Annotated in this window: 13 protein-coding genes; 1 reads left to right on the top strand and 12 read right to left on the bottom strand. The window is 37.7% G+C overall.

Annotated elements, in window-relative coordinates; genetic code table 11:
• Positions 1-275 precede the first annotated feature (275 nt).
• The 7 genes from ccsB to MKZ11_RS14215 form a co-directional block, all read right to left on the bottom strand.
• Positions 276-1,460: a c-type cytochrome biogenesis protein CcsB gene (gene ccsB, locus MKZ11_RS14245; RefSeq protein WP_340795061.1), complete on the bottom strand. Its 1,185-nt coding sequence runs from the start codon at positions 1,458-1,460 to the stop codon at positions 276-278.
• Positions 1,460-3,106 carry a cytochrome c biogenesis protein ResB gene (gene resB, locus MKZ11_RS14240; protein ID WP_340795060.1) on the bottom strand — a complete coding sequence of 549 codons (1,647 nt, stop codon included), beginning with the start codon at positions 3,104-3,106 and terminating at the stop codon, positions 1,460-1,462. Before resB ends, ccsB begins: the two co-directional genes overlap by 1 nt.
• A 97-nt stretch (positions 3,107-3,203) precedes the next feature.
• Positions 3,204-3,914 carry a cytochrome c biogenesis CcdA family protein gene (locus MKZ11_RS14235; protein ID WP_340795059.1) on the bottom strand — a complete coding sequence of 237 codons (711 nt, stop codon included), beginning with the start codon at positions 3,912-3,914 and terminating at the stop codon, positions 3,204-3,206.
• Positions 3,915-3,995: 81 nt separating this feature from the next.
• The gene (locus MKZ11_RS14230; RefSeq protein WP_340795058.1) at positions 3,996-4,730 is read right to left on the bottom strand and encodes a cytochrome c biogenesis CcdA family protein; all 735 of its coding nucleotides are present in this window, start codon (positions 4,728-4,730) and stop codon (positions 3,996-3,998) included.
• Positions 4,731-4,752: 22 nt separating this feature from the next.
• Entirely contained in the window at positions 4,753-5,676 is a 924-nt protein-coding gene (locus MKZ11_RS14225) for a F510_1955 family glycosylhydrolase (protein ID WP_340795057.1), read from the bottom strand.
• Positions 5,677-5,689: 13 nt separating this feature from the next.
• Entirely contained in the window at positions 5,690-6,367 is a 678-nt protein-coding gene (locus MKZ11_RS14220; protein WP_340795056.1) for a response regulator transcription factor, read from the bottom strand.
• A 19-nt stretch (positions 6,368-6,386) separates the two neighbouring features.
• The gene (locus MKZ11_RS14215; protein WP_340795055.1) at positions 6,387-7,694 is read right to left on the bottom strand and encodes a sensor histidine kinase; all 1,308 of its coding nucleotides are present in this window, start codon (positions 7,692-7,694) and stop codon (positions 6,387-6,389) included.
• 275 nt (positions 7,695-7,969) lie between these two features.
• Here MKZ11_RS14215 and resA point away from each other — a divergent pair, with 275 nt between their 5' ends.
• Complete coding sequence (gene resA, locus MKZ11_RS14210; RefSeq protein ID WP_340795054.1) at positions 7,970-8,503, top strand: thiol-disulfide oxidoreductase ResA; 534 nt, start codon at positions 7,970-7,972, stop codon at positions 8,501-8,503.
• A gap of 334 nt (positions 8,504-8,837) precedes the next feature.
• Here resA and spoIIP read toward each other — a convergent pair whose 3' ends face one another.
• From spoIIP to MKZ11_RS14185, 5 genes are all read right to left on the bottom strand, one after another.
• Complete coding sequence (spoIIP, locus tag MKZ11_RS14205; RefSeq protein ID WP_340797013.1) at positions 8,838-9,782, bottom strand: stage II sporulation protein P; 945 nt, start codon at positions 9,780-9,782, stop codon at positions 8,838-8,840.
• 138 nt (positions 9,783-9,920) lie between these two features.
• Positions 9,921-10,937, bottom strand: coding sequence for a rod shape-determining protein (locus tag MKZ11_RS14200; protein ID WP_340795053.1), 1,017 nt, complete (start codon positions 10,935-10,937; stop codon positions 9,921-9,923).
• A gap of 337 nt (positions 10,938-11,274) precedes the next feature.
• Positions 11,275-11,823, bottom strand: a complete 549-nt coding sequence (locus MKZ11_RS14195) for a TVP38/TMEM64 family protein (RefSeq protein WP_340795052.1) — start codon at positions 11,821-11,823, stop codon at positions 11,275-11,277.
• Between the two features lie 324 nt (positions 11,824-12,147).
• Entirely contained in the window at positions 12,148-13,968 is a 1,821-nt protein-coding gene (gene asnB / locus MKZ11_RS14190) for an asparagine synthase (glutamine-hydrolyzing) (RefSeq protein ID WP_340795051.1), read from the bottom strand.
• Positions 13,969-14,308: 340 nt separating this feature from the next.
• A complete protein-coding gene (locus tag MKZ11_RS14185) occupies positions 14,309-15,307 on the bottom strand; it encodes a metal ABC transporter solute-binding protein, Zn/Mn family (RefSeq protein ID WP_340795050.1) in 999 nt (332 codons plus the stop codon).
• Positions 15,308-16,481: the final 1,174 nt, after the last annotated feature.

The following is a 16,481-nucleotide window of genomic DNA, read 5'->3' as shown; positions in this document are numbered from 1 at the left end:
CTATGTGAATTCATCTACAATAGTATTTCATAGCCTTTTTATCCGGTATTCAATCCTACACAAATAAATTTTATTGAAATCTAGACCATTGCATTTTCCAACCATAACCCATTAACAACAAATGATAATATCAAGTTGCTTAAATCACATTTTTTCAATATCCTCAATTTTGCTGGATGCAAAATCATTCATTTCCCCAAAATAAAATTCTTCAGTCCACATTGATACTAGTGGATATCTAGTTTAGCTAACGAAGTCGCTAAAGCAGAATAGTATCATGCGTATGAATGCAGCCCTGCGATAATCAAGTTAACAGCAATCAGATTAAACATAATAATAACGAATCCGATAACTGCTAGCCATGCTGATTTTTCCCCTTCCCAGCCGCGCGATAAACGTAAGTGAAGGAACGCTGCGTAAAATAGCCACGTAATGAGTGCCCAAACTTCTTTCGGATCCCATCCCCAGAACCTGGACCAAGCTTCATGTGCCCAAATCATAGCGAATATGAGAGCACCCAGTGTGAAAACTGGGAATCCAATCAGAACGGCACGGTAACCGATTTCATCCATCAGTTTGGAATTTGCTTTTTTAGCAAAGGGTTGTAACATAGTCGCAACTGGACGGCGTAAAATAATCCGTATTATTAAGTAGAGTACAATTCCTACCAGTAAAGACCACACAAAAGTCGTCAGTGTTTTCGCATTCACAATAGCTGGCATTTCTGCGAACGGTTTCATTGTATCTGGTGTGAGCGACTCGGATTCGTTCATACCAAATAGCGGCGGATAGTTATAAACGATTTGAGCAGGATTATCATTTTTATCAATAAACGAAAATTTGGCTTCGTAACCTGTAATAGTAAATGTTGTGGATGATAGAACAAAACCGAATACAAGAATCAACGTGAATATGATTGATTCTAACCAGAAACGTTGTTTAGATTTTTTAGTCAAATCAACATTTTTCAATAAATATACGAGTCCCGCAATCGCACTGATTGCGAGTATTGCCTCACCTAGCGCCGCAGTAATGACATGCACCGTCAGCCAGTAACTTTGAAGCGCCGGAATGAGTGGTGCAATATCCCTCGGGAACATACTTGCGTAGGCAATGATGATAATTGCAATCGGTAACGCAAACAAGCCGAGTGACGGTGTTCTGTAAAGGTAAAATAGGAGGATGAACGCACCCACGAGCATCATTGCAAATGCAGTAATAAATTCGAACATATTACTAACTGGAGCATGCCCAGATACAATCCAGCGTGTGATGAAGAACCCGACATGGGAGACGAATCCAATAGACGTAATGACGATTGCAATCTTTCCCCATCGATTACTTTTATAGGATGCCTCCGATTTCGTACCTTTTACCGCTCCACCGAAGAACAGTGTGGCGACAAGATAAGCGACAAATGAGATAAGTAGCAAGTTTGCGCTTAACGACGCAAGTTCCATTATGAATTATCCCCCTTCTGATGTTCAAACGACTCGGTATCATCCCGGTCTTCATACTGTGGTAAGTTTGCATAATCTCTAACTTGATCAAGTTCTTTTCTCAAAGAGAACCAGTTTTTATTTGTATGGCTGGCGAGGAGAAGTTCATTGCCTTCGCCTTTTTGAATCCATATTCTTCTATGGTTCCAATAAGACCCTTGCGAAACGCCAATCATGAAAATGATGCCCCCAAGGAGCAATATATACAATGTCTTGTCTTTCCGAACTGTGAGACCTGAAATATCACGAGTGTCAGCACTGACAAACGACACTTTGTAATCATTTACTTCTGTTTCAAGAGTTTGCTGGATTGCAACGAAACTCATTTCGCCTTTTGGTTTATCCGATGTCACCATTTTAAAAATAAATGCTGGATTGTTTGGTACAGGTGATTTTGTTTTTGGCTCACCATCTTCAATTCCATCGTAATCTGGGAAGTAATCCTTTAGTTCAACACGAGCACCTTCCTCGAGCTCGTATGTAGGTTCTGGATTAGTAAGGTCTACAGTGAATTCACCGAAGGACCTATCCGTGGACTTTTCCGTCAAATGAAATGTCATTGATTTCAATTCATCAAGACGATAGTCCATTTGAAAAACATTATACCCTTCAAAGTTAAGTGGTTTATTGACAATTATCGAATAATCTTTAACAAATTCTAGTTTGTCTGACTGTCCTGGAAGTGCATCTTCCGCTTCTTTATACAATGTGACGTCAGTCTGATAATTTTTTACGATCGTACCTACTCGGTCGATTGCTTCTCCAAACGCCTCGTCTTCTTCTTTCGTGTATAATTCGATCTTAAAATCCTGGTTCTCTATATAGAATCCTGGGGCTCCAGGGATTGCACGCATCTCCCCTTCACGAAGCCAAAGTGTTTCATCTACATAAAAACCTGGGAGTCCTCGTAATAGAACACCAAAAAGAAAAATAATCAACCCTGTATGATTAACGTAAGGCCCCCATCTAGAAAAGCGACCTTTCTCTGCAAGTATTGCTCCATCTTCTATCTTCACATTATATCGGAGTTCCTTTAGTTTCTTTTCCGCTTTAGCAAGTGATACATCCGTATCATTGACCGAACCTATTCCATAAATCCGTTGCCTACTCATGAAGGAAACATGGCGTTTTGTTCGTTGTTTTTTTAATGACTTGTAAAGTGGGATCACTCTGTCAAAACTGGCTATGATGATTGATGTACCAAGCATCCCGATCAGTGTAATGAACCACCAACTATTGTACATGTCGTAAAATCCCAGTTCATAATAAAGAACGCCTGGGACTCCATATAACCTTTCATAATAAGCAGCAATTTCCGCCTCCGTGACAGCAGGGACATATAACTTTTGCGGGAACAACGTACCAAATGCGGAAGTCACGAGAACTGCAACAATAATACTGATTCCAACCTTGACACTTGAAAAGAAATTCCATACTCTGTCAATCATTGACCGTTTATATGTCTGTGATCTTCTTGCTGACCCTTCATAGCGCATATCGACAAGTTTACTTTTCTTTGCTTCGTCCGTCTGCGGCCTTCCGCATCGCTCACAAAGAATTGTGCCAAACGGGTTTTCATGTCCGCAAAGGCATTTGATATTACTCATTTTATATTTACTCCTTATGCAAATTCCATATTTGTATGAACTTCAATTTTTCTAACCTTCTTCGTGAATTTTCTATTAGAAGGCACCTAAAATTAAATCAGAATCCCATAAATCCTCCAAAAATCGGACTAAGCCATATAATAATGTAAGTTAGACCATCGAAGAATAGGAGCACACCAAGTGCAATCATAAAGTATCCCCCGACCTTCGTAATTGTCCGGTTGTGTTTTTGAATCCAAGAAACCCGTGTTATGAAAAGGGACAGAAGGAAAAATGGGATTGCGAATCCAAGAACGTATGCACCCATATACCATACGCCCGAACCTGGATTTTGGGAGGCAATCATAAATACAGCCCCGGTAATTGGTCCGGTGCATGGGGTCCAGCCTGCAGCGAAAGCGAGTCCTATGAGGAACGTGCCAAAATAGCCGGCTGGACGATTCTTAAATTGCAATTTTTTCTCTTCCATAAGAAACTTTGGCGCAAAGAAACCCAGAATCATCAAACCAAAAACTACAATGAAAATTGCACCGACTTGACGAAGGAGATCTTGGTACTGGAAAAAGAACGTTCCAACAAACGATGAACTGTATCCAAGAAAAATGAAGATAACTGAAAAACCCATCAGGAATAAAATTGTATGGACAATCCCACTTTTGTTGAACTTCCTTTTATCGGATTTCAGTTCATCAAGCGACATCCCCGTAATGTAAGAAATAAAAGCAGGATATAGCGGCAGTGTACAAGGCGATATGAAATTAAGAAAGCCGGCACCAAATGCAATAAATAAATTTAAATCTGTAAACATCTATGTAATCTCCTTTTTTGAACAATTCATCAGAACAAAATCGTCTTTAACACCACTTATTGGCGTAACAACCATGATGCTTCAAATCCCCCAAAAAGTGATTGTATCTAAAACGCCAATTACCACGAGTACAAAGCCGGCAAAACGTTGTATAACTCTTCCGACTTTCATGCTTCGCTTCATAATTAGACGCTTTGCATCGAAAACCCAAATTAAAAAGAACAGTAATAGGAGAGGAAGTGAAGTCGCGATACCAAAAACAGCTGGCAGAACTAAACCATACGATGTTGACACAACGACGGGCATAAGCCAAAAGAAAAAAATGACGAACATGGTCGGACAGAAGGCAAGGGAAAAACTGGCTCCCAACAAAAAAGAGCCAAGCTTTCCTTCCCGCAACTTCATAGGAATACGCATTGTTATGCGTTGAAGAAATCCTAGTTTGAGAACACCCAGCAAAACAAGTCCCGTTATTATTATGAGCGGACCAATCGCTTTACGGAACAGAGGAAAATACTCCGTCATTGTTGTTTCAAACGATTGGCCAAATAGCCATGCCAGAAAACCAAGGGAACTAAATACAGAAATTTTCCCGGCAATAAAAGAAAGAATTTCTACCCAGTCGGTCTTCACTTGAACCGTACGATTCCCATAAAAAGTGATTGCGCTCATATTTCCGGTCAATTGACAAGGAGCAACAGCACCTATTAAGCCCAATAAAAGCGCATAGATAAGCGGATCATCTGCAAATGAATGTACAAGAATCGTAAGCGGTTCACTAATTGTTTGACTGATTTTCGACATCATTCCATACATAGATGATGCACCTCCAAACTCCTTATTTTGCTAATTCACCACTTACTGCGAGCGTATTCCAATTGAGTCCTTCATCTTTTGTTAAATAAATATCATTATTGTGAGTAGCGATAACAATCTCTTTTTGGTTATCAGGATTCACCGCGATAAAGGCGATAGGTTCAATCTGTTGTTTTTTTGGTAACTGAATTTCTATTTCTTGATCACTACCAAATGCAAATGATGTAAGTTTTACTGTTTCATTTTCGAGGTTTGCATATAATCCACCGGCTTCAGTCAATGTCACGTATGTGACCATTTCCGCTTCATTGAACAAGCTGAACTTTTCACCATAATCTTCCGAGAGGAATAACCCATCTTTACTGCCAATAGCAATCATTTCCTTACGTGTGGGATGAGCGGCCAAGTTCGAAATAAATTCGGAATTGAATTCTTTCATGGATGATTCTTTCCAAGTGGTACCCTCATCCGCGGAATAATGAAGTCCCGTGGGCATCTCTTTAGTTGGTGTTTCATTCAATACATAAATCGCGTTTGAATCATAACCAGCAGCAAGGTAATGGAAATCGATTTCTCCGTAGAATGCTAATTGATCAAAACTGGCACCCCTGTCCGTGCTTTTGACAAGTCCGAGAGGATTTTTATAGTTAGAGCCAGGTTCCGGATGACCGCTTGAAAAGAATCCTTCACGTATTGCCTGGAAACCCATATAATCATGTTTTTCACTATTTGCTTCTTTCCATCCGTCTTTGCCATACTCATAGAGCCCGTCATGTGTGGAAATCACTATTCCGGGTCCGCCATTTATATATCCCATTCCATGTAAATGATTGATTTTACTATTTTTAACTTCTTCAAATGAATATGATTTATTACCAGTAGTGCTACAAGCTGATAATATAGCAATTAGTAGTAACAGCCCTGCATACATTTTGATTTTCTTCATCTTAATATCTCCTTTAGTTCCACTTATATCCGATTCCCCATACAGTCTGTAAAAATTCATCACTAGGGAATCCAGCGGTTTTTAATTTTTCTCTTAAATTACGTATGTGTGAGTCCACTGTTCGAATATCTGTGTATGTGTTATATTCCCATGCCGAAAACAATAACTGTTCCCGTGTGAAAGTCTTATTTGGTCGTGAAATCAATGCTTCAACAATATAAAATTCTTTCAATGTGAGTTGTACTTTTAAATCATTAAATTGTAGGGAATATGTTTCTTTATCTAGTTTGAAATCACCGTAAATAATCATTTCTGCATCTGATTCATCTGCTGGGATACGGCGCAATAGCGCTTTTACTCTTGCAACCAACTCTCCCTCGTCAAAAGGTTTCGTAATATAATCGTCCGCGCCTGTGTCTAGCCCTTTAACCAAATCAAGTTTGTCGGATCTCGCTGTCAACATAATGACGGGGACGTCCGAGAATTCGCGTATTTTCCTACATACTTCCCATCCATCGATTTCCGGCATCATGATATCCAATAGGACAAGGTTAATCTTCTCATGTTTAAGTGTCTCAATCGCTGCCTGTCCGTTTGTCTCTTTAATGCATCTAAATCCATGTGGAATTAGAAACAATTCAATTAAATCTAACATCCTCTTCTCATCATCAATTAGTAAGATCGTCCGCATGTCATCTTCAGGCCTCCCATTAAATTATAACGGTGAACATACTTCCTTTTCCAAGGCTACTTTCCACTTGAATACTGCCACCGTGGGCTTCGACAAGTTCCTTGACGATTGCCAGACCAATACCTGATCCCCCAGAAGTACGTGAGCGTGATTTTTCGACCCGGTATAGTTTCTCGAAGATAAATTCAATGTCTTCGGGTGGAATTCCGATTCCGACATCAGTAACTGAAATGACTGATTTCCCCTCATTTTTATACACTTCCAACGTAACAGTTGTATCTTCTTCTGAGTACTTATAGGCATTGTCCAGTAAATTCAGGACAATCTGTTCCAATCGCAAGGGGTCAGCGTGGATTTGGAAATCCTCGTTACATAGTAAGTCAAGCCTTAGTTTTTTAAGTTTATAAGAAGGTCCAACTAGCCTATGGAGATCCTCAATGAACGGACGTATCCAAAAAAATTCCTTTGAAACAGTGAAAGTTGTCTCATCCATTTTCGCTAAATCCAATAAGTTTTTAACGAGATCCTTCATTCGGTCCGACTCTTCCGCAATAATTGTAAGATAATGCTGACGTTCATCAGTATTCAGCCCTTGTCTCATTGCCACTTTCGAATAGCCAATCAAGTATGTTAATGGCGTACTTAGCTCGTGGGATATAGATGCCAGGAATTCATTACGTTCAGTTTTTAACCGTTCCAAATCACTCGCCAGTTTTCGGATTGCGCCCGATAACTCACCTAGCTCATCGTTACCGACAAAAGGAAGACTTACATCGAATTCTCCTTGGCTCAATTTCTCAGTCGCTTCCTTCATACGGATGAGAGGGCGTGTTAGGAATTTAGAGAGGATTGCATAGATGATGAACAGTGCGATTCCGCTTGCCCCTCCCGCTAATCCGAAGTGTAAGTTTAGCTTACTGATTAACTGCTCAATTGAACGAGTACTTTGAAACATAACAACGTATCCCGAATGACTTGAATCCACTTTATAAGGATGAGCGCTAATAATATACGCTGACTCTTTCCAGTCGGAAACCAAAATCCTGTCTTCATCCAAATCAAGATCCATTAATAGGGAAGAGTATTGTTGTATTATCGAATTGTTTTCATCAGAGCTACTGGCTATGATTCCTTGGTTGTCTGTGATAACAACTTCCCGCTCACCCTCAATCTCCATCAATGCTATATGTTTTAACGTCATATCAGAATAATTATCTTCCAACACATCTCGGTGATTTGAGCCGTTCGCCAATAATCGAGAGTATTCTTCATCAATCCTTGCGTGGATGATATTCTGATGGAGATAAAAGATTAATGATGTTTCCATTATAAGCACAGAAATAAAAAAGTAAGCGGTCAGCTTTATAGAGATTCTGTTCATCTGAACTCTCTCTCCTCTCAAAATTAGTATAGAGAATATATATGAAGAAATTATGCAGAGAAAACTAAACATGACGAAAGGTAACGATTTCATTGAACGAACATGACAGCTTTGTGTCTGCATAATTTTTTGATATATCTTTAGTATAGTACTTATCATAACAAAGACATTTCAAGCATACCGATAGTGGCTTGTAGAGACTCGAAAGGGGCAACCGAAAGATGAGTAACAAAAAGAGTAATCGTTTTATCACTCGCTTAATTATTTTAGCAGTGTTGGCTGGTGCCGTTGTCTTTTCAATATACAGCAGCTTCACAAAAGAAAAAATTGATATATTGAAGGTCGGGGACGTTGCACCGGATTTCGCATTAGTCGACTTAGACGGTGAGAGTCATCAACTGTCGGATTATAAAGGTCAAGGTGTGTTCTTAAACTTTTGGGGAACTTGGTGTGCACCATGTAAAAAGGAAATGCCCGCGATGGGTCGGCAATACCAAGTTTATAAAGATCAAGGAATTCAAGTATTAGCGGTTAACATCGCAGAATCGGACTTGAAGGTTCGAACATTTGCCGAGCAATATGGGATGACTTTCCCGACACTAATTGATAAAAATAAAAGTGTTATGCAAGCGTATAGCATTCGACCATTACCCACCACCTTACTTATCAATCCAGAAGGTAAAATCGTGAAAATTATAACGGGAGAAATGAGCGAAAAAAGTATTCAAGGATATATGGAACAAATTAAGCCCTAAACAATAGTCAATGAACACTAACGAACAACGATGTTTCCCCGAGTTGAATACCTTCTTCGAAAAACACAATACAGAATCCCCAAAATAATGAAGAGGCAGCACCCAAGGTTTTCACTTGGGGCTGCCTCTTCTGAAATTCATTATGCTTAACCTGAACCATCATCCGTTGAAGACTTCATGACAAAGCCGTTAATCTTTTATCAATGATTTATTTCCTTATGGTGGATTAACTTACATATGCGCTACTATCTAACCATGCTTCTTCATTCCTACCTCAACTGGTTGGAATTTCAGGAATGACCAGGCGCTTTATTTATTCTTTAAATTGATTCTCTTACTGGAGAACATTTGAAACAGCTTTTGCAAGAACAGCTGATGTTCTGTTCAGTTCTGCTTCATTATTACCGATCCCACCCATTTCAATAAGTATGAGACGCGGATCAAGATCTTGGTTGTACTTTCCGTCTACACCGTGTCCTGCTTTGAAAACAAGAGGCCTAGTTATACCCGGAACAATTTTTTCTAATTCAGCTGTCAATCTATCGACTAATTCCTTATTTAATTTGAAATTACTATGCTCACCGCCAATAACAAAAACGATTTTTGCATACTTTTCCCCTTCATACGTGAGTGTCGTTCTGTCTGCTTTAAGGTAATCGCGGTGTATGTCGACTATGATGTCATAATCGACTTCTTTTAACGCCTTTTGTACATACGGCCTAATCACATCGTACGATTTGTGATAAGGTATCCCCTTCTTAATCATTACCGAGGAAGTATCGACATCAAGAATTCCAGTTGATATTCCATTGAATTCCAACTGGGATTTTATCGTTTCATTAAGCTTCATAATATTCGCTTCCGGATGAGAAACCGCAATTTTTCCATCGTATTGTTGAGTGATTGGTTCAAATGCTTCATGTGAATGTGTAGCAAATAAAAGCGCGCGCATTCCTGTTTGGATTTGTGGTTCTGGTTCTGGTTCTGATTCTGGTTCGATGAGATTAGTCGCATAAACTAATTGCCGGTTATTCATTGGAGCGACGACTGCTACTTCTTCTGGGGTTTCACTCGGGATCTGTTCTAAGATAATTGGAAATATGAAAAGAAAGAAGATAAGTGCAACCCAAACTTTCAACGACTTCTTCATAGACATTCCTCCGTCAGCTACTATATGTAGCACAATGTCGGTTATAGAAGTCTTTTTAATAATTAAAATTTGTTCCATTACAAGGATTGTAATGAACGTATCCTTAAAGTCTTTGTTTTTATAAATCATTAAAAGCAAGAAAAACTCCTCTATTACTGTTAATCGCTTTTTGTAACGAAGACGCTCATAACGAATTTTACTTGGGCAATTTTATTGGATCAAGTTAAGGAGGTTTATATGACCAGGAATTCACATAATGGTAATGATCTATTTTTCTTTTACTTTAGTTTTAAATAAATGAATGTTTTCTAAAGCTGCTCCTATTCCGATAGCTACACAATCGAGTGGATCATTAGCTACTAGAGTATGTATTTGAGTTTCCTCACTAATAACTTTATCCAAATTACCCAACAATGCTCCGCCACCCGTTAATCTAATTCCATTGTCCATAATGTCAGCAGCCAGTTCTGGAGGTGTATTTTCTAATGTACTTTTCACTGAATCGATAATGGAATAAATCGTATCGCTTAATGCATTCCGAACATCCTCTGCCTGAATCTCAATGATTTTTGGTAGTCCGGTTAGTTGATCCCGACCGCTAATTTCCATATTCACAATTCCTTCTATATCTCCAACCATACCGATTTCCATTTTAATACTCTCCGCTGTACGTTCCCCAATAATCAAATTATACTTTTTTCTAATATAACTAATGATTGATTGATCCATCTCATTACCAGCGACACGTATGGATTGGCTAATCACAATTCCACCCAAAGAAATGACTGCGACTTCCGTTGTGCCGGCGCCTATATCAACAACCATGCTCCCAGTTGGTTCCCACACTGGTAAACCAGATCCAATTGCTGCGGCAAACACCTCTTCAATCAAAAAGGCATCCCGCGCTCCTGCTTGTTTAGCTGCATTGATGACAGCACGCCTTTCTATCGTTGTTACCCCAGATGGTACACAAAGCATTACATAGTGCTTATTACGAAGAATACTTTGTTTTTGTGATTTTTTCATAAAATGATTCAACATCATTGTTGTAGTTTCATAATCCGCAATAACACCATCTTTCATCGGACACACGGTAACAATGTTTCCCGGAGTACGTCCAATCATATTCTTCGCTTCATTTCCAATCGCAATAATTTGATTTGTCTTAGTTTCCATTGCAACAACGGAAGGCTCCCGAACGACGATGCCTTTCCCTTTAACAAAAACAAGAGTGTTTGCTGTTCCTAAATCAATTCCAAGATTTCCTGCACCCATACCAAACATAGTTTTTTCTCCTTATCCTTCATCTAATTGTTGAAAAACCGAAAATGTTTAGCTCGTTTTCTGCCTTATTTATAGTTTTTCAAAAATAAAGGTTCAGCATTTACTGTACTTTAAAAGTTTGCAGGAATTATGGAGATTGAGAATCAATATTATTTCTTCCTTCTTTTGTAATGCAATTAAATTTCATTGATAATCCGATTTAAGCAATTATTAAAAAAAAAATGTGAATCTGAATCAATACATGAAATTATAATGTTGCAAAGGTAGATTGTAAGTGGAATTCCACGACATAGTATTTCGTCAAAAACGAAGTGACGACAACAAAAAAGAGTCCACTTTATTTAGAGGCACTCTTTATTATTAATATACTAATAATGATTAAAGATGAAATTCCTAAGATCACTTTTCCCTGCCCACTCCAATTGAGCATTTGCTGTGTAGAGTATGCTTCTATAACAAGAGCAGGTATTTTCCCAAGTGTACTGGCTATAGAAAAATTCAGCATTCCAACGTTGCTACCCGCACTTGCCAAAGTAACTAAACCTGATGGTACAAACGGGAAAACCCTGAGTGCTAAAATTAGTAAAAAAGCTTCCATTCCTTTGCTTTGTTGTAACCTATTTAAATATTTATTGTTAATTATGAACTTAGTTTTTATTTTGTTTATACCTTTTCGATATAGGTAAAAGCTTATCATTGCTCCCAAAGCCTCTCCTAGAATAGAAAGAATTAAACCTTTCCCAAACCCAAAGAAACTAATATTTGCTGCCGTTATAAATACGCTTGGTATAAAGCCCAAGACACTAATACTAATATTTAAAATGATACTTATCCAAACAGCAAGTAAACCACTATTTTCGAACCATTGCAGAATCTCTTCTACCATACACACCACCGGGTTTCATAAATTGTGATAACCGTTTATTTTCTGCATTCAAGTTGTTTGTAGAAGGTGGATTTCATCCTTGTTAAGAGAATCCGCTCGGTGTCGTAAATATTATTAAACTCCCAAGGGCGACCAATTGGAAATGAAACAGAATCTATGGTGGACCGCCGGTAATAATACCCTCGTCATCAAAGCTATATTAATGTTATTGAGCATTGCAATTTTCGCCATTAATACAACCTATTGCGATTAGAAGGAACAGTGCCTATAAAAATAAAACTACACGATTAGTTACCATGTCTTTTCGCCACCACTATGAAATTCTTAACCAAAATACTTCTTATGCCAAATTAGGAACGAATAGATTGTCCATACTTTTCGTCCATTATTAGCTTTACCATTATAATGTTCATTTAACAAGTCCATAATTGACTGCTGATTAAAAAATTGAGCCGCCTCTACACTTTCAAAATAAGACTTGATTTTCAAATAGTATTTTTCCTCACGAATCCAATGGCGAATCGGAACTGGGAAGCCGATTTTTTTACGGTTCGCATATTCTTCTGGCAACGTCCGTTTTGCAGCGATTCGAAATGCATATTTCGTATCTATATTATTTACGCGGTATTTTGTAGGTACTTTTGAGGCGATTTTCATTACTTCACGGTCTAAAAATGGCATCCGTACATCAATAGAATGTGCCATACTCATCTTATCTGCTTTCAATAAAATATCATCCACTAACCAAAGGTTTAAGTCTAAATACTGCATTTTTGTAACATCGTCTTCGCCCTTCACTTGGTCATAATATGGTTTAACGATTTCTTTTACGGTAGGTGTGTTGTTATACGAGCTTGTTAAAATTTTACTCACTGCTTTTTCTTCAAATATTCTTGCTTGTCCAATAAACCACTCTTCTGGTGAAAGACCACCTTTTATCAAGAATTTCTTTCCTCTTACTTCTGGTAAATGTTTTGATAGTATGCCCAAAGGTTTGCGAACTGAATGTGGAAGTTTTTTATACTTCTTCATTAAGACTGTCGAATCGTACTCATCGTATCCGCCAAATAATTCATCAGCACCTTCTCCGGAAAATATGACCTTTACATCACGGCTTGCAAGCTCCGCCAAAAAATACAACGGCACGATTGATGGATCTGAATGTGGTTCATCCATCATATATTGAATGTCCTCCAACTTCTCAAAGCAGAGGTCGGGATCTAAAATTGCATTGCTATTTTCAATTCCTAATTCGTTAGATAGTTTCTTTGCATTATCGATTTCGGAGAAACTTTGGTTACCAAAACCCACCGTAAATGTCTTTTCTGGCTTCAACACAGATGCAACATAACTTGAATCAACGCCGCTTGATAAAAAGGAACCAACCTGTACATCACTAATTTGATGTACATGTATAGATTCTCTTACCACTTTATCAAGTTCATCTACAATCTCTTCCAAAGGTTGATCTGTTGGGTTGAATTTTGGAGCCCAGTAACGCTGGATATTAATTTGTCCGTCCTCATACGTCATATAATGCGCTGCTGGTAATTTAAAAACACCTTTAAAAAATGTTTCGTTTAATACCGAAAACTGAAACGTTAAATAAGGCTTCAAGGCATTTTCGTTTAATTCTTTATTGAAATGAATATGTGGCAGAAAGCTTTTAATCTCAGAGCCAAAAAATAATGTACCATTCATATGTGCATAATAAAATGGTTTAATGCCAAACATATCACGTGCGCCAAATAGTTTTTTTCTTTTCCGATCCCAAATAACAAATGCGAACATCCCCCGTAATTTACCAGTCAGACTTTCCCCGTACTCTTGGTATCCACGGATCAATACTTCGCTATCTGTATGGGTTTTGAATACATAACCATTAGAAATAAGTTCCTCCCTTAACTCTTGGGAGTTATAAATTTGCCCATTGAAAACCAAAACAAGTAATTCTTCCTCTTTGTAATACGGCTGGCTCCCATACTCTAAATCAATATTACTTAAACGACGAAATCCGAGTGCTGCTTCGTTTTCTATAAACATACCCGACGAGTCAGGACCGCGATGGATGATATTGTCCATCATGCGCTCTAAAACAACTGAAGCATTTTTTGTTTCTCCAATAAACCCAGTAAATCCACTCATGCGTTGTAACCCCATTCGTTTTGTTTAAACTAAGCACCATTTTTGGGGTGCTAAAAAAGTATACCTTTTTAATGTGCAAAAAATTTGCAGAAGAAGCACCCAATTTTGTGGTTATATCTTAAGATTTTCTTAAGACTTTCTTAAGATTTTTCAGTAACGAAAGTGTATGTAAACTTTTTTCGGGACCCAATGATCATAAACGATCGTGATTTAATACAAATTCGTGCCTTTTACGTATTGAAAAAACAAAAAACTGCAAAGACTGGACTTGTCATTGCAGTTTTACACAAATATAGTATTTTATTAAACACTAAATATAGATAACACTTTACATCCAATTCTATTTCTGAGTAAGTTCTTGGCTAAGTGATTCAATATTTTTTTTCATTAAACTTAGATAATCTTCGTTAGATTCAATACTTTCTTTAGAAATCGATTCAAGATTATTTAAAGTCAAAGTTTCTAATCCTGTTTCTTTTTTTACAGTATTAGCTATTTTATTCTTAACATTAGGCTCATAATAAATGTATTGTAAGTTGTTTTCTTTCACAGATTTTATTATTTCTACTATTTTAGATTGAGAAGGCTCATCAAATGGAGATAAACCACTGATAGCAATTTGATTTAAGCCATATGCATCTTCCCAATAACCATATGCAGAATGAGAGACAATAAAAGTTTTACCTTTTGAATTATTAATCATATCAGTGAATTCTTTATTTAATTGCTCTAAATCCTTCTTTAAAGAATTGAAATTTTCTTCAAATACCAGCTTGTTTTCCGGATTTAATTCAATTAATGCATTTTTGATATTTTCAGCAATTATTGTTGAACGAATAGGATCTAACCATGCATGTGGATCGACAGCTAACTCATCACCATGTTCGACATGAACATCTTCATTTTCTTCTTCACTATGCTCATCCGAATTTTCTTCTTCCTCATTATGAACATCAACTTGTCCATTAATTAATTTAACATTCTCTGTGGCATTGATAATTTTCACATTTTCATTTTCCATCGCATTAATTACAGCTTTAGCAAAGCTCTCTAACCCTGTTCCTGAATGTATGAATGCATCACTATCTGCTAATTTCTTCATTTCCTTCATCGTGATGTCTATTGAATGAGCATCGGCCCCAGGAGGTACAATACTTTTGGTTGAAACAGCTTTTCCCCCAATTCGCTCTGTAAAATATTGAAATGGATAGATGGTTGTATATATTTCCAGCTTACTTTCATCACTTTCTTCGGAAGTTGGTAATCCCCCATTACTACAAGCAGTTAAAATCAATATCCCAATAATAAATGATATCGCGCCAAAAAATTTATTATTCACTGTCTATTCTCCCCTTTATTCTAATTAAGTGCTTTTTCACCTTAAACGTAATCATTACTATTTGCAAGTGGATAAAAATAGGCTCTGAGTCAAATGTTGTGGAGAAGGTATGTTTAGATTAAACTTTATATCCACTTTCTAAACCTACAATGACATAAGTATATGAAAAAAAGTCCACACACGGACCATGTGTTATCCAGGTATGGACTTATAAAATTTATTGAAAATTTTCCATTCTTCGTAGGGGTTAAGTGTCGGACAGTCACTTTCTCTTGCTTCTTTAAAATAATTGTAAATCATGTGACATTTTATTATTTCTTTCTTAGCTCAATGATTACAGCCAATGAAATGTACCACCCGCGACATCCTTTTTACCATGTAATGACAATAAATGTTCCAGAAAACGACAGGCGTTTACCACTTCATACCTTTATATTAATAGATTCCTGCGTGCGAGAGACATGGATATACAACGACTGGGGAGAGGCTGCCGATTCTTCCGCTTACAACTTTACACTGAGAGGCGGGCATGATAGCCTTATGCAAAGTAAGTAATTATGCTAAGTAACAGTCAAAAAGCCTATTACTAAAGGATATCGTCCCTATTTACTTTGCATAATATATTTGATTTCTTACTCAAATAATCCCGAAAATGTACTCGAATTGCTTATATAAGTTCTGATTATTGTGCTTTTCTTGTTTTAAGAGGCTAGACTCCAGCTCTTTTCGGAAATCATTATGCAAAGTAAATCAAATTGAAATACCGTACTTACAAGGTTTTCTTAGGTTACTTTGCATAATCATCTACTTTGCATAAGGGGGATTATGCGAAGCTTTGCATAAACCTCCTTGGCGGGGCAAGCCAGCACGCGCTGCTGGTTTCCTGGCTTGGGACTCATGCCCGTAGAGGCTCGGTGTCAAGTTGTTATCCAGCGCATGCCGCTTTACGGTCGTACTGTTAAAAACCACTTTTTCCCCAGCTGGTATGCGTCTCCATGTGTTGGTACACACGGTGGCATTGCGTGGTAATTTTCTTGGCGTTCAATGGTAAAAAAGATGTCATGAGTGGTAAAATCGAGTGGCCGTAATCACTAATGTAACCGTCAAGTAGAAATGGTTACATATATCTTTTCACCAAGTTTGCGTAATAACCTATGTCGGAGACATAAGGGGA

This window comes from Sporosarcina sp. FSL K6-1508, assembly GCF_038007465.1.
GTDB lineage: Bacteria > Bacillota > Bacilli > Bacillales_A > Planococcaceae > Sporosarcina > Sporosarcina psychrophila_B.
The sequence above is the reverse complement of the archived record's forward strand: the minus strand, read 5'-3'. Positions and strand labels throughout refer to the sequence as shown.

What these genes read in the sequence shown, in the direction of transcription:
- MKZ11_RS14235 (WP_340795059.1), bottom strand. Translation starts at nt 3,914, where the DNA reads ATGTTTACAGATTTAAATTTATTTATTGCATTTGGTGCCGGCTTTCTT.
- ccsB (WP_340795061.1), bottom strand. Translation starts at nt 1,460, where the DNA reads ATGGAACTTGCGTCGTTAAGCGCAAACTTGCTACTTATCTCATTTGTC.
- MKZ11_RS14225 (WP_340795057.1), bottom strand. Translation starts at nt 5,676, where the DNA reads ATGAAGAAAATCAAAATGTATGCAGGGCTGTTACTACTAATTGCTATA.
- MKZ11_RS14220 (WP_340795056.1), bottom strand. Translation starts at nt 6,367, where the DNA reads ATGCGGACGATCTTACTAATTGATGATGAGAAGAGGATGTTAGATTTA.
- resA (WP_340795054.1), top strand. Translation starts at nt 7,970, where the DNA reads ATGAGTAACAAAAAGAGTAATCGTTTTATCACTCGCTTAATTATTTTA.
- MKZ11_RS14215 (WP_340795055.1), bottom strand. Translation starts at nt 7,694, where the DNA reads ATGGAAACATCATTAATCTTTTATCTCCATCAGAATATCATCCACGCA.
- MKZ11_RS14200 (WP_340795053.1), bottom strand. Translation starts at nt 10,937, where the DNA reads ATGTTTGGTATGGGTGCAGGAAATCTTGGAATTGATTTAGGAACAGCA.
- asnB (WP_340795051.1), bottom strand. Translation starts at nt 13,968, where the DNA reads ATGAGTGGATTTACTGGGTTTATTGGAGAAACAAAAAATGCTTCAGTT.
- MKZ11_RS14195 (WP_340795052.1), bottom strand. Translation starts at nt 11,823, where the DNA reads ATGGTAGAAGAGATTCTGCAATGGTTCGAAAATAGTGGTTTACTTGCT.
- MKZ11_RS14230 (WP_340795058.1), bottom strand. Translation starts at nt 4,730, where the DNA reads ATGTATGGAATGATGTCGAAAATCAGTCAAACAATTAGTGAACCGCTT.
- spoIIP (WP_340797013.1), bottom strand. Translation starts at nt 9,782, where the DNA reads ATGATTTATAAAAACAAAGACTTTAAGGATACGTTCATTACAATCCTT.
- resB (WP_340795060.1), bottom strand. Translation starts at nt 3,106, where the DNA reads ATGAGTAATATCAAATGCCTTTGCGGACATGAAAACCCGTTTGGCACA.